Raw genomic sequence first — 23,573 nt, forward strand, 5'->3', positions numbered from 1 at the left:
AAAGGAGAAAAATATGTCTACTGAACAATCGAAAGCACACCACGTTGGCGAATGGGCCAGTCTGCGTCATACCTCCCCTGAAATTGCCGAGGCCATTTTCGAAGTGGCCAATTACGATGAAAGACTGGCAGAAGAGATCTGGCGTCAGCAAGGCAGCGATGACGTGCTGATCCGTGCCTTCGAAAAAACCGATAAAGATCTCCTGACCTGGGATGACAAGCCCGTTGAACGTAAGAACGTCTGATTCAGGGGCGGGACCTTCCCGCCCTCATTTTTAGCTCACCAAGGAGTACGCTATGTCTTCCTATCAAAGCATTAATCCCGCCAATAACCAGTTGCTGAAAAGCTGGCCGTCGCATGATGAGGCCGCTGTCAGCCATGCCCTGGACGTCGCCGATCGCCTGTTCCATTCGTCATGGAGCAAAGGTGAAATCCAGCCACGTCTGCAGGTACTGAAAAAACTGGCTGACCTGATTGATAGCCGTGCGGAAGAACTGGCCACCATCGCCAGTAAAGAGATGGGGAAACTGATTGGTCAGAGCCGTGGCGAAGTGAAAATCTGTTCGCAGATTGCCCGCTACTACGCAGAGAATGCGGAACGTATTCTGCAGCCGCAGTCCTATCCCAGCGAACTGGGTGAAGCCTGGGTTGAGTATCACCCGATTGGTGTGTTAGTTGCTGTCGAGCCGTGGAACTTCCCTTACTACCAGCTGATGCGCGTGCTGGCCCCTAACCTGGCGCTGGGTAACCCGGTGCTGGCGAAACATGCCAATATCGTGCCGCACTGTGCCGATGTCTTTGAAAAGCTGGTGCGTGAAGCGGGTGCACCTGAAGGGGCCTGGACTAACCTGTTCATCTCCACCGATCAGGTTGCCGATCTGATTGCTGATGACCGGGTTCAGGGTGTTGCTCTGACCGGTTCCGAGCGCGCGGGCAGTGCGGTGGCTGAGCAGGCCGGTAAGCATCTGAAAAAATCGACGCTGGAACTGGGCGGCAATGATGTGTTTGTTGTGCTGGACGATGCCGATCTCGACGAAGCCGTCCGTCAGGGTGTGCAGGCGCGTCTCAGCAACTGCGGCCAGGTCTGTACCGCCGCAAAACGTTTCATTCTGCATGAGAAGATTGCCGATCGCTTTATCAGCCAGTTCAGTGCCGCACTGAGTTCCGCCACGCTGGGCGATCCGCTGGATGAGAAAACCACGCTTGGCCCGCTCTCTTCCGCTGACGCGCGCGACCGTCTGGTAAAACAGGTAGACGAAGCCGTCGCCAATGGCGCAAAACTGGTGACGGGTGGCAAAGCCGTTGAAGGTACAGGTTGCTTCTATCAGCCCACCATTCTGACTGGCATTACCCCGGATAATCCTGCCTATTATCAGGAGTTCTTCGGCCCGGTGGCGCAGGTTTATGTTGTGGGTGACGATCAGGCGGCTGTAGCGCTGGCGAACGACTCCCACTATGGACTGGGTGGGTCGGTCTGGACCCGTGACATTGCACGGGGTCGGAAACTGGCTTCCGCCATTGAAACGGGCATGGTGTTTATCAACTCTCAGAGCGATACCTCTGCTGAGCTGCCGTTTGGTGGTGTGAAACGTTCAGGCTATGGTCGTGAGCTTTCTGATCTGGGCATCAAAGAGTTTGCTAACCAGAAACTGGTGGTCGTGGCGGGTTAATCGTTCTGCAGCCATAAAAAAACCCCGTCGCGACGGGGTTTTTTATTATCGGCCGTAAAGCGCAATTACTGTGTGGCCACAGCCGCTGACGTTGAATTGTCATCTTTCGTGGTTGCAGGCGCTTTTGCAGCGTCAGCTTTGTCAGTCGTGGCTTTATTATCACTGGCTGATTCTGCTGCATTGTCGGCTTTCGATTTCTCAGCAGCGGCTTTTTCTTCTGCTGCTTTGTCAGCTTTTGCCTTTTCAGCTGCGGCTTTTTCAGCTGCAGCTTTATCCGCTTTTGCCTTTTCTGCTTTTGCCTTTTCTGCGGCAGCTTTATCGGCTGCGGCTTTATCCGCTTTCGCTTTTTCAGCAGCGGCTTTGTCCGCATCTGACTTATCAGCGGCAGCTTTATCTGCGTCAGATTTCTCTTTGGCTGCGGTTGCTTTGTCCGCTTCAGCTTTATTGGCTGCAGCATCCTGCGTCGCAGCGGCTTTCGCACTGTCATCGTCAGCCTGAGCTGCCGGTTGTGGTGCCGCAGCAGGCTGCATCGGTGTACCCTGCAGTGCAGCATTCAGCACCTGGGAGAACTGATCCCAGCTGCAATAGCCATTCGCATCGGCTTCACAACCCGCCAGCTGCAGCGTCACGCGCTTCGGTGGGTTCTTCAGGCTCAGTACATCCGCATTGCGTAGCTGATCGGCGGTCTGATAGACATACTCCACCTTGAGCAGGTCTTTATCGTTTTTTGCATCATGCCAGCGTTCGAAAACAACCTGACCGCCAATTGGCGTTTTTTCCCAGGTGTCAGGCAGCTCATAAGGCTTGACCTGCAGCGCGCTCAGCAGTGAAGCGATGTTCGAGTCATGGCCGACCATCAGCGTGATTTTCGGCGCGTTGGCTTTGTCCTGATCCACTAACTGACTGCGGATGTAATCCACCAGCGGTGCTGCCACTTCACGGGAAACGTCCGGGCTGGTGAACAGCGCATCCTGATAACCATTTTTAATCGCTGACAGCTCTTTCCACTGTTCCGGCGTTTTGATCTGGCCCCAGGCAACCTGGTCCAGCGGGAAACCTTCGTAATATTGCAGCGTGAACGCATCCATCAGCGAATTACCCACTTTCAGCGGACCGCTGACACCAGGCTCTTTACCGTTTTCAGCGCTGAAGGTGTTCTGACCACTGCTAAGGTCGCACTGCTTTTTATTGTTACAGGCAGGCGAAGCTTTGTAGTCGACAATCTTTTCCAGCCGCTGGAAGGCGGGCTTCAGCGACAGTTTTTCATTGGCAGCGGCCATGGCAGCCAGCGCTTTTTTATTGAAGGCTTCGCTGTCATCAGTGATGACCGGATTGAAGACAGGATCCATGGAACCCATTTCATCCTGATGCGTGACGGCAACGTCACAGCCTGGGAAGGCGCCATTGACAAAGAACTGCGCGGTAGCGACAGTGCGCTGCAGGCTGTTCGCATAAACAAAGACATTATTGCTGTCAGGACAGCTACCGTTCTTCACCAGGCCCTGCTGTGCCAGCCACTGACGGGTGTAGTTACCCATGTAGACTTCCAGCACACCACCTTTCGTAGTCAGCTGTCCGCCGGGAACATCCCACTGCGGCCAGCTCTTTTTGGTCGACTGCTCCAGCACGCTGCCATTATCGGCCAGCGGCGCGCGCAGATTGTGACGGCTTAACATCAGCACCTGTTGCAGCTGCATATCGCCATCAGCAGCAAATGCTACCGTTCCGACCGGCAATGCAGCGAGCACTGACAATGCGCAAAGACTCAGTTTCTTGATCATTGTGCCTATTCCATTCATTCAGTAAAGAAACACTCTGGCTATCAACCGATTAGCTCGCCTCAGAGCGATGTATTTAACAGTGTAACTCAGCTCGCCTCAGAAAAGCGCCAGATGTTTGCAAAAACAGTGAGTGGACTATAGCAGAGATGCACCGGGCAGATGAATGCGCTGCCGCGCGTCACCGGAAGAGGCGTGCTTTTTTCGGACTGGAGGAAAAACAGGAATAGCAGAAACGAAACAGGCCAGCACTATGTGCTGGCCTGTAGAATGTGGCGGAGGAGGAGAGATTCGAACTCTCGGATGGTTTCCCATCGGCGGTTTTCAAGACCGCTGCCTTAAGCCGCTCGGCCACCCCTCCGTTTTGAAACTGTACTGCTTCGGTAAACTTACTGATTTACCGCTTTATTGCCCGTGGCAGATAAAGTGGCGGAGGAGGAGAGATTCGAACTCTCGGATGGTTTCCCATCGGCGGTTTTCAAGACCGCTGCCTTAAGCCGCTCGGCCACCCCTCCGCAATGACGCGCACTATAAACATCCCGTTTAGCGATGTAAAGCATCTATCTGTCTATTCGCCTGAAAAACAGCCAGATTGCGATTTTTCGCTGTGAAAATCGCCACTCTGCTCAAACAATTAGCAGAATAGCGCGTAAAGAAGGGTAAAACGCCTTTTCCCTCTTTAATGGCCTGCGTATTCTCGGCACATATTTAGTGTTCTGCTGATTAGTGTTCTGCTTAAAGGAGCGCAACATGGAAAGAATTGTCACCTCATCGCAGTCCTCACTGCTGTCAACGCACAGAGTTCTGCGTAATACCTATTTTCTGCTGGGACTGACCCTGGCCTTTTCCGCGGTGACGGCGACAGCCAGCACTCTGCTGGCCCTGCCTGCACCGGGTCTGATCCTGATGCTGGTCGGCTTTTATGGCTTAATGTTTTTAACCTACCGTCTGGCGAACAGCCCGATGGGTATTCTGGCCGCGTTTGCGTTTACCGGCTTCCTGGGATATTGCCTGGGTCCTATCCTGAGTTCATTCCTGACCGCAGGCATGGGCGACGTGATAGCGCTGGCACTGGGCGGTACGGCGCTGGTGTTCTTCTGCTGTTCTGCTTACGTGCTGACGACCCGTCGTGATATGTCCTTCCTGGGCGGCATGATGATGGCTGGCTTTGTGGTGCTGCTGGTCGCGGTGGTTGCGAATATCTTCCTGCAGCTGCCTGCGCTGCATCTGGCTATCAGCGCCCTGTTCATCCTGTTCTCAGCCGGTGCCATTTTGTGGGAAACCAGCAACATCATTCATGGTGGCGAAACCAACTACATCCGCGCAACGGTCAGCCTCTATGTTTCGCTCTATAACATCTTCGTCAGCCTGCTGAGCCTGCTGGGTTTTGCCCGCAGCAACTAACCGGCAGTGACAGTCAGCCTGTGAAACCCCGCTTCGGCGGGGTTTTTGCTTTTACTGCCCGCCAGGTTTGCTAAACTGCGCCGTCATTTACAGAGAGGACATCACGTGAATTTTAACGGTAACGAAATCGCCGTCGATGCCGAAGGCTATCTGAAGAGTATCGACGACTGGAGTGAGGCGCTGGCGGCGCACATCGCGGAACAGGAAGGGCTTACCATGACTGAAGCACACTGGGAAGTGGTCCATTTCGTGCGCGCCTTTTATCTGGAATTTAACACCTCACCCGCCGTGCGAATGCTGGTCAAGGCAATGGCACAGAAGTATGGGGAAGAGAAAGGTAACAGCCGCTACCTGTTTCGCCTCTTTCCGGAAGGACCCGCTAAACAGGCGACGAAAATCGCCGGTCTGCCTAAACCGGCGAAATGCCTGTAATTAACCGGTTTTAAAATCGCGGGGCGGTTCTGCGGGCTGATGCGGCTCCACCAGCACCTTATCCACGCGCGCACTGCGGGGTCCGCCCGCTTTAAGCCAGGCAATCAGCGCTTCAACCTGATCCGACTCGCCCCATGCCAGCACCTCGACGCTGCCGTCATCCAGATTTCGCGCGTAACCCAGTACGCCCAGGGTTCTGGCTTCAGCCTGTGTACTATAGCGAAACCCAACGCCCTGGACGCGGCCATGAACCCATGCTTTAAAACAGGCTGCTGACATTCTTATCTCCCGCTGCTGTTCGTTGCAATTTCCCGTTATCCACCGGACAATGGCGGCTCATTTTTTCAGGTAAGCATAGCAAACTATGACAGTCAGATTGATTCTCGCAAAGGGACGTGAAAAGTCCCTGCTCCGTCGCCATCCATGGGTCTTTTCAGGTGCCGTTGCACGTCTGGAAGGTAAAGCGCAACTGGGTGAAACCATTGACGTGTGTGATAGCAACGGTAAATGGCTGGCACGTGCCGCTTATTCACCCGAGTCGCAGATCCGCGCCCGCGTCTGGAGCTGGCAGGCCGATGAATCCATCGATATCGCCTTCTTTGTGCGCCGTTTTGAACAGGCGCAGCAGTGGCGCAAATGGCTGGCGGCCCGCGATGGTCTGGATAGCTATCGCCTGATCGCCGGTGAATCAGATGGTTTACCGGGCGTTACCATCGATCGCTTTGGCAACTTTTTAGTGCTTCAGCTGCTCTCGGCAGGCGCAGAATATCAGCGTGCGGCGATCATCACTGCCCTGCAACAGTGCTTCCCTGGCTGTGCCATCTATGACCGCTCTGACGTCGCTGTGCGTAAGAAAGAGGGTCTGGAACTGACGCAGGGCACCGTCACCGGTGAACTGCCTCCGCCTCTGCTGCCGATTACCGAGCATGGCATGAAGCTGCTGGTTGATATTCAGGGCGGTCATAAAACCGGCTATTACCTTGATCAGCGTGATAGCCGTCTTGCCACACGTCGTTACGCGCAGGATGCCCGCGTGCTTAACTGCTTCTCTTATACTGGCGGCTTCGCGGTTTCTGCACTGATGGGCGGCTGTAAAGAAGTGATCAGCGTGGATACCTCACAGGAGGCGCTGGACGTTGCCCGTCAGAACGTGGAACTGAATGAGCTGGCTCTCTCTCGCGCGCGCTTTGAGCGTGATGATGTATTCAAACTGCTGCGCCGTTATCGTGACAGCGGGGAGAAATTTGATCTGATCATCATGGATCCGCCTAAGTTTGTCGAAAACAAAAGCCAGTTGATGGGTGCCTGCCGCGGCTATAAAGACATTAATATGCTCGCCATTCAGCTACTGAACCCGGGCGGCGTGCTGCTGACGTTCTCCTGTTCCGGTCTGATGGCCACCGATCTGTTCCAGAAGATCATCGCCGATGCGGCGCTGGATGCGGACCGCGAAGTGCAATTTATTGAGCAGTTCCGGCAGGCAGCGGATCATCCGGTCATCGCCAGCTATCCGGAAGGTCTCTATCTGAAAGGTTTCGCCTGCCGCGTGATGTGACTTGAAAAAACAGCTCCTGCCCCCATATTGGAAAGAGAGCTTTTTTTCGGAGGTCACTATGATTGCCAGTAAATTTGGTATTGGTCAGCAGGTTCGTCATCGTTTGTCCGGCGTTCTGGGCGTTATTGTTGATGTCGATCCTGAATACTCGCTTGATGAGCCTAAAATTGAAGATGTTGGCGCGGAAGAAAAGATGCGCACTGCGCCCTGGTATCATGTGGTGATGGAAGATGAGGAAGGCGATCAGGTTCATACCTATGTTGCCGAAATTCAGCTTTCCGGTGAAACCAGCATTGAGCATCCTGAGCAGCCTTCAATGGATGAGCTGGCGGCGTCAGTACGTCAGCAATTACAGGCACCTCATCTGCGGCATTAATCTGTGGCGGCACGCTCTGCCGCCACGCTAATTTTTAACGCGTTATCCCCAGGCGCGGAATTTCAATCTTCGGGCAGCGATCCATAATCACCGTCATACCCGCATCCTGTGCCAGTACCGCCGCCTGCTCATTAATCACACCCAGTTGGAGCCATAATGTTTTTGCACCTGCTGCAATGGCTTCCTGCGCCACGCCCCATGCGGCTTCTGAATTGCGGAAGACATCTACCATATCAATCTCGCCCGGTACATCCGCCAGGCTGCCATAAGCCTGCTGCCCCAGCAGAGTTTTACCGGCCAGTTTCGGGCTGACCGGGATCACGTCATAGCCCTGATCGAGCAGATATTTCATCACACCATAACTGGGACGGTCGGGACGATCGCTTGCCCCTACTAAGGCGATACGTTGGGTACGCGTCAGCACATCGCGAATTGTCTGGTCGTTCATCTTTATCTCCTTTCAGGTCAGTGTTGAGTGTAGTTTGGCGGATGCTTTAATCGTTAAGTCCCTGACGAAATTAATTGAACCCGCGCACGAATAAATATGTTTAAATGTAAATTAACTGCCATAATGTAAGAATTTGCTACACGCCATCTTTTACGTCACCACTTACCGGAGTTGAAATGAAGCTGTCGCTGGCCTTAACGGGGTTACTTACACTCCTTGTTTCGGCATCCTGTTCTGCCATCACATTAAAGCTCGATCCCCAAATCGATCTGCTGGTGCTGGATGGTCGAAAAATTTCAGGCTCGCTCCTCAAAGGAGCAGACAGCTTAGAGCTGGATCGCGGTCAGCATCAATTTCTGTTTCGGGTTGAGCAGCAGCGCAAAGGGCAGAAAGAGAGTGTGATCGCTTATCAGTCTGCACCGATGATCGTTACCTTTACTGCCGTGGCCAAAACCATCACCATCCGGTTACCGGCGCTGGAGACAAAACGTGAGCGCTATCATTTTGACCGCAGTCTGAATTTTCAGCTGGTGGATGAGAAAGGCAATGAGATCACCAGCGTGCGTGACCACCTGCCAGCCACCGCGACAGCTGATATGGAAAAAGCGATGCTGAATTACAATCGCACCCATCAGATTGCCTCTGTACCAAGGTTTGCAAATTCCGCTTCTGCTGCGCCCTCTTCTTCCCGCCTCACCGCCGATCTGGACTGGACAACCCAGGCTGAACTGCCCTCGCTGAATCGCTGGTTTCACCGCTTCGACGAAGCCACGCGTCAGCAATTTCTGACGCTGGTCAAAATGCTGCGTACGAGTTGATAGCGTTGAAGGGCCGGAGGTAAACTCGAGCTTTCTCTTCTTGCGCATGAGCCTTATCAGGACGCTTTTATGGAACAGACCTTTCGTACCCTTGGCACCACAAAACATATCGCGCTGGTCGCCCATGACCACTGCAAAGCCGCCCTGCTTGAATGGGTTAAACAAAACCAGCCCGCACTTGATCCACACATCCTCTATGCGACCGGCACCACCGGAAATCTGATCAATCGTCATACCGGTCTGAATGTGACAGCTATGCTGAGCGGCCCGATGGGCGGCGATCAACAGGTAGGCGCGCTGATATCGGAAGGGAAAATTGATGCGCTGATTTTTTTCTGGGATCCGCTCAACGCCGTGCCGCACGATCCGGATGTGAAAGCCCTGCTGCGTCTGGCGACCGTCTGGAATATACCGGTCGCCACGAACCGCTCCACAGCGGATTTTATTATTCAGTCACCCCTGTTTGCGCAAAACGTTGAGATTATGATCCCCGACTATCAGCGCTATCTGGCCGATCGTCTGAAATAACTCAGGCTTTACGCAGCACGGGAACGCCCAGTTCGCGGAAGTGATCGACAAACGGTGACGGCGCGGCCTTGTCAAACATCAGAAAGACCTTCTGGCGCGCGCGCGTCAGCGCCACATAGGCCAGACGGCGTTCTTCGGCATCCGGAAACGCTTCGGGCTGCGGTAACAGGCCCTGTTCGATAATCGACTCACGTCCCTCCGCCGGGAAACCCTCTTTGCCCTGCTGCAATCCCAGCAGAATAACATAATCCGCCTGCTGACCTTTGCTGGCATGGATTGTCATAAATTCCAGACTAAGTTTCGGCCAGCGGGTTCTGGCTTTATCGAGCAGCTCCGGTCGCAGATAGTGATAGCGCGCCAGTAGCAGAATGCGTTCTTCAGGCTTCGCATAACCGCTGAGTTTATTCAGCAGGGCTTCCAGCTGATCCTCCGCCAGCAGCGAAATCGACTTTTTATTGCCTTTGGTGACACTGTTCAGCGGTTTTGCCAGCTGCTGCGGATTCTGCTGGATAAACCGGTTCGCAATGTCACCGATGCGATCGTTAAAGCGATAGGTGGTGTCCAGCACGCACCGATCGCCCTCACCGAAGTAGTGATGAAATGCGGTGGTCAGCGTCATCTCTGCGCCGCTGAAGCGGTAGATAGCCTGCCAGTCATCGCCGACAGCAAACAGCGCGGTGCGCTTATTCTGCTGGCGTAGTGCGCTGAGCAATGCGGCACGCTGAGGCGAGATATCCTGGAATTCATCCACCAGAATGTGTTTCCACGGACTGATAAACCGTCCTTTTTCCAGAATCGCAATGGCCTGGTGAATGAGGCCCGAGAAATCGACCGCGCCCTCTTCTTTCAGCGCGCTTTTCCACGCTTTCAGCAGGGGTGCCATCAGTTTGATGCGTTTACTAAAGCGCTCCCGGATCTCTTCCGGCACATCCGCGATCATGGCCGCCTGTGCGCCGCCATGCATGCGCATCAGGCCGAGCCAGCGCTCAAGTCGGGACGCCAGCCGGTTTGCCAGCCTGTCGTCCTCCCAGAACGGCCCTTCCGGTAACTCCCATTCCAGTTCGTCACGGAGCCACTGACGCCAGCCATTTGCCATCGCCTTTTTATCATGGCACTGCTGCCGCCACTCCCTGAGTAGCAGTGTGCGACGCGCATCGGCATCGCTCTCCAGCTTGCTGATAACCGGCTGCTTATTGCTGCCTTCACGAATAATATGCAGAGCCAGAGAATGGAAAGTCTTTGCCTGGATGTCACCCGCAGAGAGCCGGGACTGAATACGTGCGTTCATCTCTTCAGCAGCCTGGCGGCCAAATGCCAGCAGCAGGATTTGATCGGCGCTGGCCAGCCTGCGCTCCATCAACCAACCTGCACGGGCCACCAGCACCGAGGTTTTACCGCTGCCCGCACCGGCCAGTACCAGCAGAGAATCCTCGCCATTAACCACGGCCTCACACTGCGATTGATTGAGTGGCGTGCTCTCGACGCTGGCGAAGAACGACTGATAGCGGGTTAGCATGGCAGCAGTCCAGTCGCGGTTTCGCTGCCGCAGGGCCGACTCACCCTGATCCAGCCAGTGCTGGCAAAATGCCAGGTTATTACGGCAGTCAGGAAAATCGTTTAAGCGGAGGAGCGGCATCGGTAACGCGTCGAACTGTTTGAGAATTTTTGTTTTCAGCGCCTGCAGCTCGTGGCGATTCAGCCAGCGATCCTGCGCGCTAAACGTCTCAATTTCGTCGCGCAGTGACTGGAGCACCTCGCGGCACACCGCGCTCATCTCCAGACTCCAGTTCTGCCAGGCCTGCATCAGATAGTGGTGAAAGCGCTGCGTCTCCTGCCATTCCGTTCCGTGCAGCCGGACCACTTTTTCATCGGCCAGCAAAAATTCCAGCTCGCCCCATACCAGCCCGCGCTTGCAGGCAATATCCAGTAACTGGTTAAAGGGGATCAGATACTCATGCTTATCGCCACTGACTTCGACACCCGCTGTCAGCAGACGAACACGGTTATAAGGATGCTGGGCAAGCCGTTTGCCCATTGAGGTTGCTTTCAGTTCCACGCCGACACCAACGTCAGATAACAGGATTAGGGGGAGTTTACCTGTCAGACCCTTGGCGCTCCAGCCTTAAAACAGGCTAAACTTGGCGTCACATCTTGCGGAATGCAAAAGGAAAAGAAGATCATGCGCACCGTTTTAAATATTCTTAATTTTGTCCTGGGCGGCTTTTTCACCACCCTGAGCTGGCTGTTTGCCACCTTAATCAGCATCGTGCTGGTTTTTACCCTTCCGCTGACCCGCTCCTGCTGGGAAATTACCAAACTCTCGCTGCTGCCATTTGGCAACGAGGCGGTACATGTTGATGTGCTGCGCCCTGAAAGTAAGAGCCATATTATGAACACCGGCGGGACCTTCCTGAATATCTTCTGGCTGATTTTCTTCGGCTGGTGGCTCTGCCTTTCGCATATCTCCGTCGGCATTGTGCAGTGCATCAGTATCATCGGTATTCCGGTGGGGATTGCGAACTTTAAGATCGCCGCTATTGCGCTCTGGCCGGTTGGACGCCGGGTGGTGTCAGTGGAAGAAGCGCGTGCTGCGCGCGAAGCCAATGCCCGCCGCTATTAATATGATGTCCGATGCAGTGCCTGGCTGGCGAAAATATCTGTTTAACAGTACGTGGCGCTATCTGTTGCGGATCCTGTTTGCGCTGAGTGGTTGCGCTGCCATTCCCTGGTGGCTGCATCAGATTGAGTGGACGATTCCCTTAACGCTGGGGGTGGTCGCGGCTGCGCTGGCCGATCTTGATGATCGCCTGGCCGGTCGCCTGAAGAACCTGCTGATTACCCTGCTCTGCTTCTGCATCGCCTCGGTTTCCGTAGAGCTGCTGTTTCCCTGGCCCTTCGCCTTTATGGTCGGACTGGCGATTTCGACCTGGGGCTTTATTCTGCTGGGTGCCCTGGGACAGCGCTACGCCACTATCGCTTTTGGTGCGCTGCTGATTGCGGTCTATACCATGCTCGGCATCGGGCTGTTCAGCCAGTGGTACATGCAGCCGATTCTGCTGCTGGTCGGCGCGCTCTGGTATAACCTGCTGACCCTGCTGGGTCATCTGATGTTCCCGGTCAGGCCGGTCCAGGAACAGCTGGCGGGAAGCTTTTCACAACTGGCGCGCTACCTTGATGCCAAGGCGAATCTGTTCGATCCCGATGCAGGCGAGCAGGATGATGCGGCGTTTATCGATGCAGCGATGGTGAACAGCCAGTTAGTGGCGCAGCTCAATCTGACCAAAACCACGCTGCAGAGCCGTCTGCGCGGCGATCGCGGATCGCGCGGCACCCGTCGCAGTCTGCACTACTACTTTGTGGCGCAGGATATTCATGAACGCGCCAGCTCTTCTCATCTGCAATATCACCTGCTGCGCGGCGACTGGCGCTATAACGAAATTCTGTTTCGCTTTCAGCGGCTGCTGAATATGCAGGCGCAAGCCTGTCGCCAGCTGGCACACTGCATCCTGATGCGTGAAAGATGGGTGCATGACAGCCGCTTTGAGCGCACGTTTGAACGCTTGCAGAAAGCGATTGAACGGCTTGAGCAGCACGAGCCAGAGGCTCCGCATACCCGCGCGCTGTTCTGGCTGCTGCGTAACCTGCGTGCCATTGACGCACAGCTTGCCTCCATTGAATCAGAGCAGACGCTGGCCGGTGAAGATCCGCAGCACAGTGACAATCTGTTGTCACGTGAAGGGTTGAGTGGCTGGAGTGATATCCGGCTACGCTTCAGCCGTCATCTCTCTCCCGCGTCGGCGCTGTTCCGGCATGCGGTTCGGATGTCAGTGGTACTCTGTATTGGATACGGCTTCATTCAGATAACCGGACTGGAGCGGGGATACTGGATTTTGCTGACCAGTCTGTTTGTCTGCCAGCCAAACTATAACGCCACGCAGCGACGTCTAGCCTTGCGCATCGGCGGAACGCTGGCGGGAATTGCGATTGGTTTACCCGTTTTATGGCTGGTACCCTCCATTGAAGGGCAGTTAATCCTGATTGTGATTACTGGCGTGCTGTTCTTCGCTTTCAGGCAGGTGCAGTATGCGCAGGCTACGCTGTTTATCACTCTGCTGGTGCTGCTTTGCTTCAACCTGTTAGGTGAAGGGTTTGACGTCGCCCTGCCCCGTGTCGTGGATACCTTACTCGGATGTGGTCTGGCCTGGCTGGCTGTCGCCTTTATCTGGCCTGACTGGCGCTTTCGTCAACTGCCCGCGGTGGCAGAGCGAACCCTGAAAGCGAACTGTCGCTATCTGGATGCGATCATGGAGCAATATCACCAGGGTAAAGATAACCGGCTTGCCTATCGTATCGCCCGCCGTGATGCGCATAATGCGGATGCTGAACTGGCGTCTGTCGTCTCAAATATGAGCAGTGAAAGTCGTACCAGCCAGAAGCTGCGTGATTCAGCTTTTCAGTTGCTCTGCTCCAATCACTCATTTCTGAGCTACATTTCCGCGCTGGGCGCTCACCGCGATAAAATTACTGCGCCAGACCTGCTCGCCTTACTGGATGATACGGTCTGCTATGTCGAGGATGTACTTCAGACAGACGTGGTCAGCGATGAACATGTTGAAGCGATGCGCCAGCAACTGGCACAGCGAATCAGCCAGCTGGCTGCAGATGCAGATACGCGTGCGCCGCTGGTGCTCCAGCAACTCGGTCTGCTGGTGGCATTAATGCCCGATGTGGCTCGCCTGCGCCGCACGCTCATTACTGACTAGCTTTCACTGCTTCTGAGGTTCGGGTTGGATAAAAGCGTGCGCTGGAACCATGCATTCAGCTCTGCCCGGGTTGCCTGTGGCAGCGCAGCCGCATGGTGGCCCGTAATAGCCCCCTGCAGCGCCAGTAATGTCTGAAACCCCACGTGCTGGTTGATCGCTTTTAGCTTCAGCCAGCACTGCTTGGCCCCTATCTGATAGAGATGATTGACGCTCATTACGCCCGCCTCAAAGAGCATCATCTCCATGCGTACACTGAGATTAGGCAAATCTTTCAGCCGCGGTGACGCTTGCCTGTCCTGCAACTCCAGCTGGGCGGTCTCTAAAGAGGCAGCAGAGAGCGCCAGCAGATGGGCAGAATCGCGCCATAACGCCTCATCAACCCGAAAATAATTGAGGCAGACCAGTTTTCCCCTCTTGCGAAAAATCAAGGGTTGCAGCGGGCGATCGGTAATGTATTCGCGCAACGGTTCACTGGCCCGCAGATAGAGTTCATCTTTATTAATTAAGGCAAAAACCACACTTTCGACAGCCAGAGCATACCCCCCAAACTGGGTGCGGGACTCTATGGGTCCCAATGGGGCCAGACGCGCTCTGGAGCGCTCTACGACCGGATTCACCTTTTTCATTGCACCACCTCCATGTCAGAAATATTTCTTAAATTGCCTTGGGTATCAGGCAATTAGAAGATAGAAAAAAGTGTCAGCCGGTTCAATGAATAAATAACGCTTCAACTAATCTTGTCGCGTTTTTGCGAGGCGTTTTCAGAAATTTGGGTTGATCTTTATCCAGGATGACAGTACTGTATATTCATACAGTCAACTGCTGGTGATTAACTTATGCGAACACAACATCCTGATAATACACGCTATGCTCATCATTACGCGTCCTCTTCCGTTCCGGCCTCTCAGGGCGGTGGAATTACCGAGTTACGCTGCAGCGAGCAGCCCGGTATGATGCAGATGCTGCTGTTGCCATTATTACAGCAGCTGAGTCAGCAATCACGCTGGCAGTTGTGGTTAACACCGGCACATAAACTGAATCGCACCTGGATGCAGGAGTCGGGATTACCGCTGGATAAAAGTATGCATATCGCCGATTCTGAACGTCTTAATGCGGTGGAAGCGATGGTCAAGGCATTACGTACCGGAAATTACAGTGTCGTTCTGGCATGGATTCCTTATGACCTTGACGAAGATGAGCGCCGTCAACTTGAAAATGCGGCGGCAGAAGGTGAAGCGCTGGGTTTGATTTTGCGGGCAAGCGGGACATCGGAAGCGCCTCTCAGACCGCAAAGTGCCATAAAAATTCAGTCGGATTTGTTTCATTAAGTAAAAATCAGAAGTTTCCCAAGCTATTTTTCTTATCTGTCGTCGCTAAACCACTGATTCTGTTAGTTCGAGCTGTGACAATGGTTTAGCAGGTTTTTAAGGCTTTTTGCCGCGACAATACTACCAGGCTAATTGTTAGAAATTGTGTATAAATCGCTGTTTTTTTACAGAAGCGCCTCACATCATACTTGTAAGTTTCCAATCTCGTTGTAGACTTTATCTCGCCAGGGTGCTCAATAACCTCCGTTTTTTGCGGTAGAGTCATAAGCGAGCGTTTTGACCCGGCGAAGGATTTAAACCAAGAGCAACCTTTTTGCTCATTGCCTATTTGGATGATAACGAGGCGCAAAATGAAAAAGACAGCTATCGCAATTGCAGTGGCACTGGCTGGCTTCGCTACCGTAGCGCAGGCCGCTCCGAAAGATGACACCTGGTACACCGGTGCTAAACTGGGCTGGTCTCAGTATCACGACACTGGTTACTACGGTAACGGTTACGAGAACAACAACGGTCCAACTCATGAAAGCCAGCTGGGCGCAGGTGCGTTCGTTGGTTATCAGGCAAACCCATACCTGGGCTTCGAGCTGGGCTATGACTGGCTGGGCCGCATGCCTAACAAAGGCACTGTGACTAACGGCGCATTCAAAGCACAAGGCGTTCAGCTGGCTGCTAAACTGAGCTACCCAATCTATGACGATCTGGACGTGTACACTCGTCTGGGCGGCATGGTATGGCGTGCAGATGCAACGCAGACTAACCCAACTACTGGCCGCATCAGCGACCACGACACCGGCGTATCTCCGCTGGCTGCAGTTGGTGTTGAATATGCACTGACCAAAAACTGGGCTACCCGTCTGGATTACCAGTGGGTTAACAACATCGGTGATGCACAGACCGTTGGTACCCGTCCAGACAATGGCATGCTGAGCGTAGGCGTTTCATACCGCTTCGGTCAGGATGACGTCGCTGCTCCGGCTCCAGCTCCGGCTCCAGCACCAGCTCCAGTTGTTGAAACCAAGCGTTTCACTCTGAAGTCTGACGTTCTGTTCACCTTCAACAAATCTACCCTGAAGCCAGAAGGCCAGCAGGCTCTGGATCAGCTGTACAGCCAGCTGAGCTCAATGGATCCTAAAGATGGCTCCGTTGTCGTACTGGGCTTCACCGATCGCATCGGTTCAGAGCAGTATAACCAGAAACTGTCTGAGAAACGTGCTCAGTCAGTCGTAGACTACCTGGTATCTAAAGGTATCCCTTCTAACAAGATCTCTGCACGTGGCATGGGTAAATCTAACCCAGTTACCGGCAACACCTGTGACAGCGTGAAAGGCCGTAACGCCCTGATCGACTGCCTGTCTCCGGACCGTCGTGTAGAAATCGATGTTAAAGGCATCAAAGACGTTGTAACTCAGCCACAGGCTTAAGTTCTCACGTCATAAAAACCCCGCTAAGGCGGGGTTTTTTTATGCCGGTAATCTAACGGTGACCGCACACATTCTGAAATCTCCTGCCTGCTTACTCGCTTTCTGAACCCGATTTACCCAGAATCGCCTGCAAATCCTGCTTCAGACTCGACATCTGAGTAGCATATTTCTCTTTGCGCTCCGCATCTTCTATCAGCTGAACAATCGTTTCTGAAAGCGTGCAGCCGCGCCGCTGAGCCAGGCCTGCCAGCCGCTGCCAGACCAGATACTCCAGGTCTATCGATTTTTTTCGGGTATGCTGATGTTCGGCGTTGAAATGGCGTTTCCGCCGTGCGCGGATGGTCTGTTTCAGTCGGTTATCAAGTTCGGCATGGATATGTTCTGCAATCCACTCGTTCACTGTCACCGGATTATTTTCCATCGCCAGCAGTTTATCCACTGCCGCCTGTGCCGCGCTTAATTCAAGGTGACGCGTGATCAGTTCACCTTCCCGATGTTTTTTCACCAGGTATTTCCACTTCCATCCACATTCAAGATTTTCGAGTTGCTGGTATTTCATCGGAATCTCATCGTGATCACGTAACGGGCTAAGAATAACAGCTTTTTTCCCGGATGCAGCAACGAAAAACATGCTGCCATCATCACATCTTCAACAGGAAGTCTGCAGTGCTTAACAAGGGTGAATCCTGTATAATCTCGCTTTTATTAAAACAGACAAATGCGATTATTTTGACCAGCACTCAACTTACGTGGCAGACCTTACAGCCGGATAGCGCGCAATACCAATCCGTTTTCTCCCGAATTGCAGATGAAGAAACTGATGCTCTGGCAACGGTACAGCCCCGGTTGCTGAATGCGCTGGCGCATTTACATCACCAGTCGCAGGGATTCCCATTACTGCTGGTTCGAAGCCAGGAAAATCGCGATTATCTGACATTCATCGTTCAGGCTGCGCAGCGGGTCATGGCTGACACTACCACTCTGTCCGGCGGTGATTACCATATCATAGCTGACAACGTCACGCTTCAGCCCCCATCAGATCCGCAACGCCCATTCACCAGTCAGGGTGGTATTCACTTTGCTGAGTGGATTGAGATGGAGCAGTTGTTTGGCTGCGTGCGGCAGTATAAAGATCGCATCCAGCTTGAGCCAGGGCTGATCCACCGTGCCAACGGCGGCACGCTGGTACTGTCACTGCGTAGCCTGCTGACGCAGCCAATTCTATGGCTGCGCCTGAAAAAGTGTATTGAACAAGGCTATGTGGAGTGGACTTCTCAGGATGAACGCCGCCCGCTACCTGTCTCGATTCCTTCATTACCACTCAGTCTTAACCTGGTCCTGTGTGGCGACAGGGAAGCGCTTGCGGATTTTCAGGAGCTCGACCCTGAAGCGCATGAAATGGCCATCTATACTGAATTTGAAGAGAACATTCAGGTTCTTGATGAAGATGACATGCTGGCCTGGTGTCGCTGGAGTGCTGAACTGGCGCAACAGGCGGGCCTGCCCGTGCCGGAAGTGGACTTCTGGCCAGAGCTGATCAAAGAAGGTGTCCGTTACAGCGGCGATCAGGATACGCTGCCACTCTGCCCGCGCTGGCTTCAACGTCAGATGCGCGAGTCGGCCCTGATGGGCGACGTACTCAATGCCGAAGCATTACGTGATGCGCTTGAAGCGCGCTTGTGGCGCGAGAATTATCTCAATGAACGAATGCGTGATGAGATCCTGCTGCGACAGATTCTGATTGAAACCGAAGGCGAAGTCGTCGGTCAGATTAACGGCCTGTCGGTGGTGGAATATCCTGGTCATCCCCGAGCCTGGGGTGATCCCTCTCGTATTACCTGCGTGGTACATCCCGGCGATGGCGAGTTCATGGATATTGAGCGCAAAGCGGAGCTGGGCGGTAACATTCATGCTAAAGGCATGATGATTATGCAGGCATTTTTGATTGCCGAGCTGGAGCTCGATCAGCAACTGCCCTTCTCAGCCTCAATGGTCTTTGAGCAATCCTATTCCGAGGTGGACGGTGACAGCGCTTCGCTGGCTGAACTTTGTGCCTTGATCAGCGCACTGGCGAATCAGCCGATCAATCAGCAAATCGCCGTGACTGGCTCAGTCGATCAATTTGGCAACGTACAACCGGTAGGCGGACTGAATGAGAAGATCGAAGGCTTCTTTGATATCTGTCATCAGCGGGAACTGACGGGTCAGCAGGGTGTGATCATTCCTGCCTGCAACGTGCGTCATCTCAGTCTTAACCAGGCCGTTGTGACAGCAGTTGAACAGGGTCGCTTCCATATCTGGGCGATCGACCGTGCTGATGAAGCGCTGCCGCTTCTGACCGGTAAAATCTGGAGTACTGAAGATGGCCAGGGCGACTGCCTGCTGAATACCATCCAGGAACGCATTAGCCTGTTTAACCAGCCGGACGTGCCGCAACGTCCCTGGGCGCTCCGCTGGCTTAACTGGTTCAACCACCGTTAATCCGATTTGCTCAGCGTACAACTGTTCGCTAATATTCGTGATTCACTAAAACAAGGCTTATTGAAAACATGGTAGATAAACGCGAATCCTATACCAAAGAAGATCTGATTCTGTCAGGTCGTGGTGAACTGTTTGGCGAAAATGGTCCGCCGCTTCCATCTGGCAACATGCTGATGATGGACCGCGTGGTCAAAATGACCGAAGACGGCGGCAAATATGACAAAGGCTTTGTTGAAGCCGAGCTGGATATCAATCCTGACCTCTGGTTCTTCGGCTGTCACTTTATTGGTGATCCAGTGATGCCGGGTTGTCTGGGCCTGGATGCCATGTGGCAGCTGGTCGGTTTCTATCTGGGCTGGCTGGGCGGCGAAGGTAAAGGTCGCGCGCTGGGCGTGGGTGAAGTGAAATTCACCGGACAGGTCCTGCCGGACGCGAAGAAAGTCACCTACCGCATTCACTTCAAACGCGTGATCAACCGCAAGCTGGTGATGGGCGTGGCAGATGGCGAAGTGCTGGTTGACGGTAACCTGATCTACACCGCCAGCGATCTCAAAGTGGGTCTGTTTAAAGACACCGCGGCATTCTGAGCATTCTGCACAGAAACAAAAACCTCCGCGCCAGGCGGAGGTTATTTTCCTTTTTCAGTGACATCCGGTTATGCTGCTACCGACCTGTCCTCCATGGCTTGTCGCCAACCTCCCAACCAGTGAGACTTAGCGTCAATCAACTGATACGGACACATCTCTTTTGAGCGTCCAGTAATGCCTGCCTGATAACCACGTGAATGGGCGCGTTCGAGGCGGTCTCGTTTCTGTCTCTTCATACTCCGTGTCCCTCATGTAAGGTCTGTGGAATCTGGTGGAAAGAAAAGTGGTGAATTAATGTTCAACCACCCTTATGTTCTACCCCCTGCGCACCCAAAGATCAATGCTCAATCTTCATACCAGTGTCATAAATGTGACCTTAATCGGTAAAATTAAGGACATTTTGTGATGCATACGCCAGCACTATCTTTCTGAATAAGCTAATAAAAAAGCCCCTGAATGACGCCGATAAAACACGACAATCGTTCAGGGGCTTAGCTTATTTATTCACATTTTTATTAATTTAACGCAACCACACTATTAGCAATCTTCTGTGCGGTCTGCTGCCAGCCCGCCGCCAGCGTTCTGACCATCGCATCGTAGCCATCTTCAGTCTGCGGCAGCACGAGGTTAAACGCTTGTTTGGTCACACGGCCCTGATGTTCCAGCGTCCATTCGCCACTGACAATCGCTTTACCATCGTAGCGTCCCTGGAAGCCTGTAATGGTGACATTCAGCGTGTCGTGCTGCGCGCCTAACGGAGATCCCGCCACTAATCGGCCAGGCAGCGCCTTGCTTAGATTAGTAATCAGCGTCTGCTGCAACTGCTGATCAAGCGGGCTGGCCCAGAGATTATTCGCGGCGATAACATATTTGACATCACTGGTCTGGTAAACCAGTCCATTACCTGCCAGATAGTCCGGCACCGTCACCTGCTGCACCCACAACATCGGCTGTGCTTCATTCAGCTGACTGCTGGTGACCTGCATGGACGCCGCCCCGGAGGGCAGCTGATACCAGGTATTATCAACGCTGCTGCTACACGCACTCAACACCAGCGCGGCACAAAGTATCAATCCTTTTTTCATTGTTTCGCCCTCTTCGGCTGGGGATCCTGTCCCGGTTTCGCCTCAAATACCAGCGCATTACTCTTAGTGTTAAGCGTTCTCAACACTGGCTGGAGTTCACGCAACACCTGATCCAGCCGCTGCATATCGCCGACCAGCTTGCTGTAGGCAGGCGAACCTGGCTGCAGGCCCTTCATGCTGCGGTTTAGCTCGCGCAAGGTCTGCTGTAGATCTTCCGGCAGCGTTTTCATGGCTGGGCTGGCGGTGACTTTGTTGATGTTGTCGATGGTGCGCTGCAGATCACGCATCGTCTTCTGGCTCTCTTTCAGCGTGCCGGTCGCTTCGTTGACCATACCGTTCAGTGGCAGACTGTTAATCTTATCCAGCGCCGCCATCAGTTTCTGCTGAATCTGGCTCAGTCCGCCGCTGACGGTTGGGATCACTTCATAGCCTGAGACTTTCTGCGGGCCTTTGTAGGCCGGCGCATTGTCATAGAAGTCGAGATCGACATAGAGCGCGCCCGACAACAGGTTGCCGGTTTTCAGCGTTGCGCGCAGACCCCGTTTTTTACCATCCTGCAGATGCTGCTCGAGATCGAAGTTTTCACCCAGTCGGCTGATAAAGCGATCCGGCTCGATGCGGATTAGCACCGGCACGCGGTAATCATTATTCAGTGCCTGATCCAGGCCCGCTTTCATCAGTGGCGCTTCGGAGACGGTACCCAGACGAATGCCACGGAACTCAACCGGCGCACCCGCCTGCAGACCCCTAATCGAGTCAGAGAAGAACATCACGTAGTCGATATGATTGGTGTAGAGCGAGTCCTGAATGCTGCGCTGATCGTCAAACAGATGGTAGTCAGACTTGTTCTGCGCTGGCTCGCCCAGCTCCCAGCCATCCGGCACGTCAAAACTGACACCGCCGCTGAAGAGCGTGGTAAGCGATCCCATTTCCACCCGCATCCCTGAGGCGGACATATCCACGGCGATGCCGCTGTCCTTCCAGAAGCGTACGTTGGTGGTAATCAGGCGATCGTAGGGTGCAGCGACAAACAGCTGATAGGTCATCATACGTTTGTCAGTATCAAAAACGCTGGTCTCAACCGTACCGACACGGTAGCCACGGAACAGCACCGGATCACCCGGATTAAGCTGGCCAGCCTTTTTGCTGTCCAGCACGATACGAATACCTTTGGCATCCGGTGGCGCTAACGGCGGCGCATCCAGCAGTTTAAATTGCTCGGGTGGCTGTTCTTTGGTGCCGGGCTGCAGTTCGATATAAGCACCGGACAGCAGCGTGCCAAGCCCGCTGATGCCTTCACGCCCCACCTGCGGTTTCACTACCCAGAAAACGCTGTCGCTGTGGAGCAGTTTTTCCATGCCCGCATTCAGACGCGCTTTGATTTCCACATGGTGAAGATCGTCGCTCAATACCGCGCTCTCCACCACGCCGACATCGACGCTGCGACTTTTAATCGTGGTTTTACCGGCAACAATGCCTTCGGCATTTTCGGTGATTAAGGTGACTTCCGGCCCCTGATGGCTGAAGTGATAAAAGAGAATCCAGCCGCCGATTAACAGCGTAACGATGGGGACAATCCAGACCGGCGACCAGCGCTTAATCTGTTCCACCTTTGCATGGCCGTGGTTAGTTTCCGTCAAGGCGCGACTCCTTCATATTGTTTTCGCGTACACGATCCCAGGTTAATCGCGGGTCAAAGGTCATGGCAGCGATCATGGTAATAATGACCACCATCGCAAACAATACTGCCCCCCACGCGGGATAAACATTCATTAATTGCCCCATACGCACCAGCGCAGAGAGCACGGCAATCACAAACACGTCGATCATCGACCAGCGGCCAACAAACTCGACCACTTCATAAATCTTATGCATTTTGTGGCTGTCCCGCCGTCCGCGTCCGCTGGCATCCCAGCAGAGCCAGCCAATTGCCAGCATTTTCAGCGTCGGCACCATGATGCTGGCGATAAAGATCACCAGCGCCACCGGATAGGAGCCATCAGCCCACAGCACAATCACCCCCGCCATGATATTGGAGGGATAGGCACTGCCCAGCGTCTCCGTAACCATAATCGGCATCAGGTTAGCCGGAATGTAGAGCAGCACCGAGGTGAGCAGCAGCGCCAGCGTCCATTGCAGGCTGTGCTTACGCCGCGCCTGTGCGGTAACGCCACAGCGTGGGCAGGTGTGCTCAGCTTCCGGCAGAATGGCGGTACAGCAGGGACAGGAGCGCAGGCCCTGCTCTAAACCACTGATGCCCACTTCGGGTGAATGAGGGGTAGCGGGTCGCGGGGAAAGACCGTCCCACAAGCCCCGCCGGTCAACGCACTGAAAGGCCCGCAACTGTAACAGGCAGAACATCACCCACGGCCAGAAGCTGGTTTCCAGTCCGATATCACCATAGGCCATCAGCTTGACGAAGCTGACCAGTACGCCCGCCATAAAGATTTCTGCCATGCCCCAGTTACGCAGCTGAAACAGGCTACGTGCCAGACCAGTTTTGAGGCGGACGGGCAGAGGGATCGGATTGACCAGCAGAATAATGGTGACCATGCAATAGGCCGGAACCGCCTGCACAAACAGCAGAAACAGTGTCGCCAGGCTGCTGTAATCTTCCGTCACCATCACTTGTGGGATCTGCGACAGCGTAATCTGGCTGGTCAGCCCCGCCACTTTCATGGAGACAAAAGGAAACAGATTCGCCAGCAGCAGCATAAAAAGTGCCGCCAGCGCATAGCCCGTTGGCCGTTTGCGGGGTTCGTGCCAGTTAGCCGTCAGAGAGGTATCGCAGCGCGGGCATGACGCACGGCTGCCAACGGGAATGTCCGGCAGCTTAATCATTAAATCGCATTGTGGACAGAGCATCCACGCGTTACTTTTCACTGCTGAACACATCCGT

General features: G+C 54.0%; 24 protein-coding genes and 2 tRNA genes. 14 read left to right on the top strand and 12 right to left on the bottom strand.

The genetic code is table 11. The features are described 5' to 3' along the window. The first annotated feature begins 13 nt into the window (after positions 1–13). Both F3I20_RS04225 and F3I20_RS04230 read left to right on the top strand, forming a co-directional pair. Positions 14–244: a YccJ family protein gene (locus tag F3I20_RS04225; RefSeq protein WP_003850006.1), complete on the top strand. Its 231-nt coding sequence runs from the start codon at positions 14–16 to the stop codon at positions 242–244. 52 nt (positions 245–296) lie between these two features. Further along, on the top strand, positions 297–1,670 hold the full coding sequence (locus tag F3I20_RS04230; RefSeq protein ID WP_150009829.1) for an NAD-dependent succinate-semialdehyde dehydrogenase: 1,374 nt from the start codon (positions 297–299) through the stop codon (positions 1,668–1,670). A gap of 65 nt (positions 1,671–1,735) precedes the next feature. Here the strand turns inward: F3I20_RS04230 and agp are convergent, their stop codons facing one another. From agp to F3I20_RS04245, 3 genes are all read right to left on the bottom strand, one after another. Then, positions 1,736–3,451: a bifunctional glucose-1-phosphatase/inositol phosphatase gene (gene agp, locus F3I20_RS04235; RefSeq protein WP_190286146.1), complete on the bottom strand. Its 1,716-nt coding sequence runs from the start codon at positions 3,449–3,451 to the stop codon at positions 1,736–1,738. A 270-nt stretch (positions 3,452–3,721) separates the two neighbouring features. Further along, positions 3,722–3,809, bottom strand: a tRNA-Ser gene (locus tag F3I20_RS04240). A gap of 66 nt (positions 3,810–3,875) precedes the next feature. Further along, positions 3,876–3,963: transfer RNA gene (locus tag F3I20_RS04245), tRNA-Ser, on the bottom strand. Positions 3,964–4,198: 235 nt separating this feature from the next. Here F3I20_RS04245 and yccA point away from each other — a divergent pair. Continuing rightward, positions 4,199–4,852 (top strand): FtsH protease modulator YccA, encoded by a 654-nt coding sequence (yccA, locus tag F3I20_RS04250; RefSeq protein WP_003850014.1) that lies wholly within the window; start codon positions 4,199–4,201, stop codon positions 4,850–4,852. Between the two features lie 105 nt (positions 4,853–4,957). Beyond that, positions 4,958–5,284 (top strand): sulfurtransferase TusE, encoded by a 327-nt coding sequence (gene tusE / locus F3I20_RS04255; protein ID WP_033732189.1) that lies wholly within the window; start codon positions 4,958–4,960, stop codon positions 5,282–5,284. On the opposite strand, the gene yccX is transcribed toward tusE, so the two are convergent. Next, positions 5,285–5,563 (bottom strand): acylphosphatase, encoded by a 279-nt coding sequence (gene yccX, locus F3I20_RS04260; RefSeq protein ID WP_150037726.1) that lies wholly within the window; start codon positions 5,561–5,563, stop codon positions 5,285–5,287. It lies immediately after the preceding gene. Between the two features lie 85 nt (positions 5,564–5,648). On the opposite strand from yccX, the gene rlmI reads away from it, so the two are divergent. Both rlmI and hspQ read left to right on the top strand, forming a co-directional pair. After that, positions 5,649–6,839, top strand: a complete 1,191-nt coding sequence (rlmI, locus tag F3I20_RS04265) for a 23S rRNA (cytosine(1962)-C(5))-methyltransferase RlmI (RefSeq protein WP_150037725.1) — start codon at positions 5,649–5,651, stop codon at positions 6,837–6,839. A 58-nt stretch (positions 6,840–6,897) separates the two neighbouring features. Next, entirely contained in the window at positions 6,898–7,215 is a 318-nt protein-coding gene (gene hspQ / locus F3I20_RS04270) for a heat shock protein HspQ (RefSeq protein WP_010246651.1), read from the top strand. A gap of 34 nt (positions 7,216–7,249) precedes the next feature. Here the strand turns inward: hspQ and F3I20_RS04275 are convergent, their stop codons facing one another. Beyond that, positions 7,250–7,663 carry a CoA-binding protein gene (locus F3I20_RS04275; RefSeq protein ID WP_150009839.1) on the bottom strand — a complete coding sequence of 138 codons (414 nt, stop codon included), beginning with the start codon at positions 7,661–7,663 and terminating at the stop codon, positions 7,250–7,252. A 176-nt stretch (positions 7,664–7,839) separates the two neighbouring features. Between F3I20_RS04275 and F3I20_RS04280 the strand changes: the two genes are divergently transcribed. Both F3I20_RS04280 and mgsA read left to right on the top strand, forming a co-directional pair. Beyond that, on the top strand, positions 7,840–8,481 hold the full coding sequence (locus F3I20_RS04280) for a YccT family protein (protein ID WP_150009841.1): 642 nt from the start codon (positions 7,840–7,842) through the stop codon (positions 8,479–8,481). A gap of 69 nt (positions 8,482–8,550) precedes the next feature. Further along, positions 8,551–9,009: a methylglyoxal synthase gene (gene mgsA / locus F3I20_RS04285; RefSeq protein WP_150009843.1), complete on the top strand. Its 459-nt coding sequence runs from the start codon at positions 8,551–8,553 to the stop codon at positions 9,007–9,009. A gap of 1 nt (position 9,010) precedes the next feature. On the opposite strand, the gene helD is transcribed toward mgsA, so the two are convergent. Next, entirely contained in the window at positions 9,011–11,065 is a 2,055-nt protein-coding gene (helD, locus tag F3I20_RS04290) for a DNA helicase IV (RefSeq protein WP_150037724.1), read from the bottom strand. Between the two features lie 123 nt (positions 11,066–11,188). On the opposite strand from helD, the gene F3I20_RS04295 reads away from it, so the two are divergent. Continuing rightward, positions 11,189–11,629 (top strand): YccF domain-containing protein, encoded by a 441-nt coding sequence (locus F3I20_RS04295; protein ID WP_013357358.1) that lies wholly within the window; start codon positions 11,189–11,191, stop codon positions 11,627–11,629. After that, positions 11,613–13,772, top strand: coding sequence for a YccS family putative transporter (gene yccS / locus F3I20_RS04300; RefSeq protein WP_150009939.1), 2,160 nt, complete (start codon positions 11,613–11,615; stop codon positions 13,770–13,772). The genes F3I20_RS04295 and yccS overlap by 17 nt, the downstream gene beginning before the upstream one ends. On the opposite strand, the gene F3I20_RS04305 is transcribed toward yccS, so the two are convergent. Then, positions 13,769–14,398 carry a TfoX/Sxy family DNA transformation protein gene (locus F3I20_RS04305; protein WP_150009847.1) on the bottom strand — a complete coding sequence of 210 codons (630 nt, stop codon included), beginning with the start codon at positions 14,396–14,398 and terminating at the stop codon, positions 13,769–13,771. The genes yccS and F3I20_RS04305 overlap by 4 nt on opposite strands. Positions 14,399–14,608: 210 nt before the next feature. On the opposite strand from F3I20_RS04305, the gene sulA reads away from it, so the two are divergent. Then, positions 14,609–15,100, top strand: coding sequence for an SOS-induced cell division inhibitor SulA (sulA, locus tag F3I20_RS04310; RefSeq protein ID WP_150009849.1), 492 nt, complete (start codon positions 14,609–14,611; stop codon positions 15,098–15,100). A gap of 350 nt (positions 15,101–15,450) precedes the next feature. After that, positions 15,451–16,521: a porin OmpA gene (gene ompA, locus F3I20_RS04315; RefSeq protein WP_013357354.1), complete on the top strand. Its 1,071-nt coding sequence runs from the start codon at positions 15,451–15,453 to the stop codon at positions 16,519–16,521. A gap of 91 nt (positions 16,522–16,612) precedes the next feature. On the opposite strand, the gene matP is transcribed toward ompA, so the two are convergent. Beyond that, entirely contained in the window at positions 16,613–17,080 is a 468-nt protein-coding gene (gene matP, locus F3I20_RS04320) for a macrodomain Ter protein MatP (protein WP_150009851.1), read from the bottom strand. 53 nt (positions 17,081–17,133) lie between these two features. On the opposite strand from matP, the gene F3I20_RS04325 reads away from it, so the two are divergent. Further along, entirely contained in the window at positions 17,134–19,002 is a 1,869-nt protein-coding gene (locus tag F3I20_RS04325; RefSeq protein WP_150009853.1) for an AAA family ATPase, read from the top strand. 68 nt (positions 19,003–19,070) lie between these two features. Continuing rightward, a complete protein-coding gene (gene fabA / locus F3I20_RS04330) occupies positions 19,071–19,589 on the top strand; it encodes a bifunctional 3-hydroxydecanoyl-ACP dehydratase/trans-2-decenoyl-ACP isomerase (protein WP_009091047.1) in 519 nt (172 codons plus the stop codon). A 68-nt stretch (positions 19,590–19,657) separates the two neighbouring features. Here the strand turns inward: fabA and rmf are convergent, their stop codons facing one another. From rmf to pqiA, 4 genes are all read right to left on the bottom strand, one after another. Beyond that, entirely contained in the window at positions 19,658–19,825 is a 168-nt protein-coding gene (gene rmf, locus F3I20_RS04335) for a ribosome modulation factor (RefSeq protein WP_008925875.1), read from the bottom strand. A gap of 279 nt (positions 19,826–20,104) precedes the next feature. Next, positions 20,105–20,674: a membrane integrity-associated transporter subunit PqiC gene (pqiC, locus tag F3I20_RS04340; RefSeq protein ID WP_150009855.1), complete on the bottom strand. Its 570-nt coding sequence runs from the start codon at positions 20,672–20,674 to the stop codon at positions 20,105–20,107. Then, the gene (pqiB, locus tag F3I20_RS04345; RefSeq protein ID WP_150009857.1) at positions 20,671–22,314 is read right to left on the bottom strand and encodes an intermembrane transport protein PqiB; all 1,644 of its coding nucleotides are present in this window, start codon (positions 22,312–22,314) and stop codon (positions 20,671–20,673) included. Before pqiB ends, pqiC begins: the two co-directional genes overlap by 4 nt. Further along, positions 22,301–23,569, bottom strand: a complete 1,269-nt coding sequence (gene pqiA / locus F3I20_RS04350) for a membrane integrity-associated transporter subunit PqiA (protein ID WP_150009859.1) — start codon at positions 23,567–23,569, stop codon at positions 22,301–22,303. The genes pqiB and pqiA overlap by 14 nt, the downstream gene beginning before the upstream one ends. Between the last annotated feature and the right edge of the window lie 4 nt (positions 23,570–23,573).

It is taken from the genome of Candidatus Pantoea gossypiicola (assembly GCF_008632075.1).
GTDB classification, from domain to species: Bacteria; Pseudomonadota; Gammaproteobacteria; order Enterobacterales; family Enterobacteriaceae; genus Pantoea; species Pantoea gossypiicola.

Coding starts and splice junctions, on each gene's coding strand:
- pqiC (WP_150009855.1), bottom strand. CDS start 20,674: ATGAAAAAAGGATTGATACTTTGTGCCGCGCTGGTGTTGAGTGCGTGT.
- F3I20_RS04295 (WP_013357358.1), top strand. CDS start 11,189: ATGCGCACCGTTTTAAATATTCTTAATTTTGTCCTGGGCGGCTTTTTC.
- pqiA (WP_150009859.1), bottom strand. CDS start 23,569: ATGTGTTCAGCAGTGAAAAGTAACGCGTGGATGCTCTGTCCACAATGC.
- F3I20_RS04325 (WP_150009853.1), top strand. CDS start 17,134: ATGCAGCAACGAAAAACATGCTGCCATCATCACATCTTCAACAGGAAG.
- rlmI (WP_150037725.1), top strand. CDS start 5,649: ATGACAGTCAGATTGATTCTCGCAAAGGGACGTGAAAAGTCCCTGCTC.
- yccS (WP_150009939.1), top strand. CDS start 11,613: ATGCCCGCCGCTATTAATATGATGTCCGATGCAGTGCCTGGCTGGCGA.
- mgsA (WP_150009843.1), top strand. CDS start 8,551: ATGGAACAGACCTTTCGTACCCTTGGCACCACAAAACATATCGCGCTG.
- ompA (WP_013357354.1), top strand. CDS start 15,451: ATGAAAAAGACAGCTATCGCAATTGCAGTGGCACTGGCTGGCTTCGCT.
- F3I20_RS04305 (WP_150009847.1), bottom strand. CDS start 14,398: ATGAAAAAGGTGAATCCGGTCGTAGAGCGCTCCAGAGCGCGTCTGGCC.
- F3I20_RS04230 (WP_150009829.1), top strand. CDS start 297: ATGTCTTCCTATCAAAGCATTAATCCCGCCAATAACCAGTTGCTGAAA.
- sulA (WP_150009849.1), top strand. CDS start 14,609: ATGCGAACACAACATCCTGATAATACACGCTATGCTCATCATTACGCG.
- matP (WP_150009851.1), bottom strand. CDS start 17,080: ATGAAATACCAGCAACTCGAAAATCTTGAATGTGGATGGAAGTGGAAA.
- yccA (WP_003850014.1), top strand. CDS start 4,199: ATGGAAAGAATTGTCACCTCATCGCAGTCCTCACTGCTGTCAACGCAC.
- fabA (WP_009091047.1), top strand. CDS start 19,071: ATGGTAGATAAACGCGAATCCTATACCAAAGAAGATCTGATTCTGTCA.
- F3I20_RS04225 (WP_003850006.1), top strand. CDS start 14: ATGTCTACTGAACAATCGAAAGCACACCACGTTGGCGAATGGGCCAGT.
- rmf (WP_008925875.1), bottom strand. CDS start 19,825: ATGAAGAGACAGAAACGAGACCGCCTCGAACGCGCCCATTCACGTGGT.
- F3I20_RS04275 (WP_150009839.1), bottom strand. CDS start 7,663: ATGAACGACCAGACAATTCGCGATGTGCTGACGCGTACCCAACGTATC.
- yccX (WP_150037726.1), bottom strand. CDS start 5,563: ATGTCAGCAGCCTGTTTTAAAGCATGGGTTCATGGCCGCGTCCAGGGC.
- agp (WP_190286146.1), bottom strand. CDS start 3,451: ATGATCAAGAAACTGAGTCTTTGCGCATTGTCAGTGCTCGCTGCATTG.
- F3I20_RS04280 (WP_150009841.1), top strand. CDS start 7,840: ATGAAGCTGTCGCTGGCCTTAACGGGGTTACTTACACTCCTTGTTTCG.
- hspQ (WP_010246651.1), top strand. CDS start 6,898: ATGATTGCCAGTAAATTTGGTATTGGTCAGCAGGTTCGTCATCGTTTG.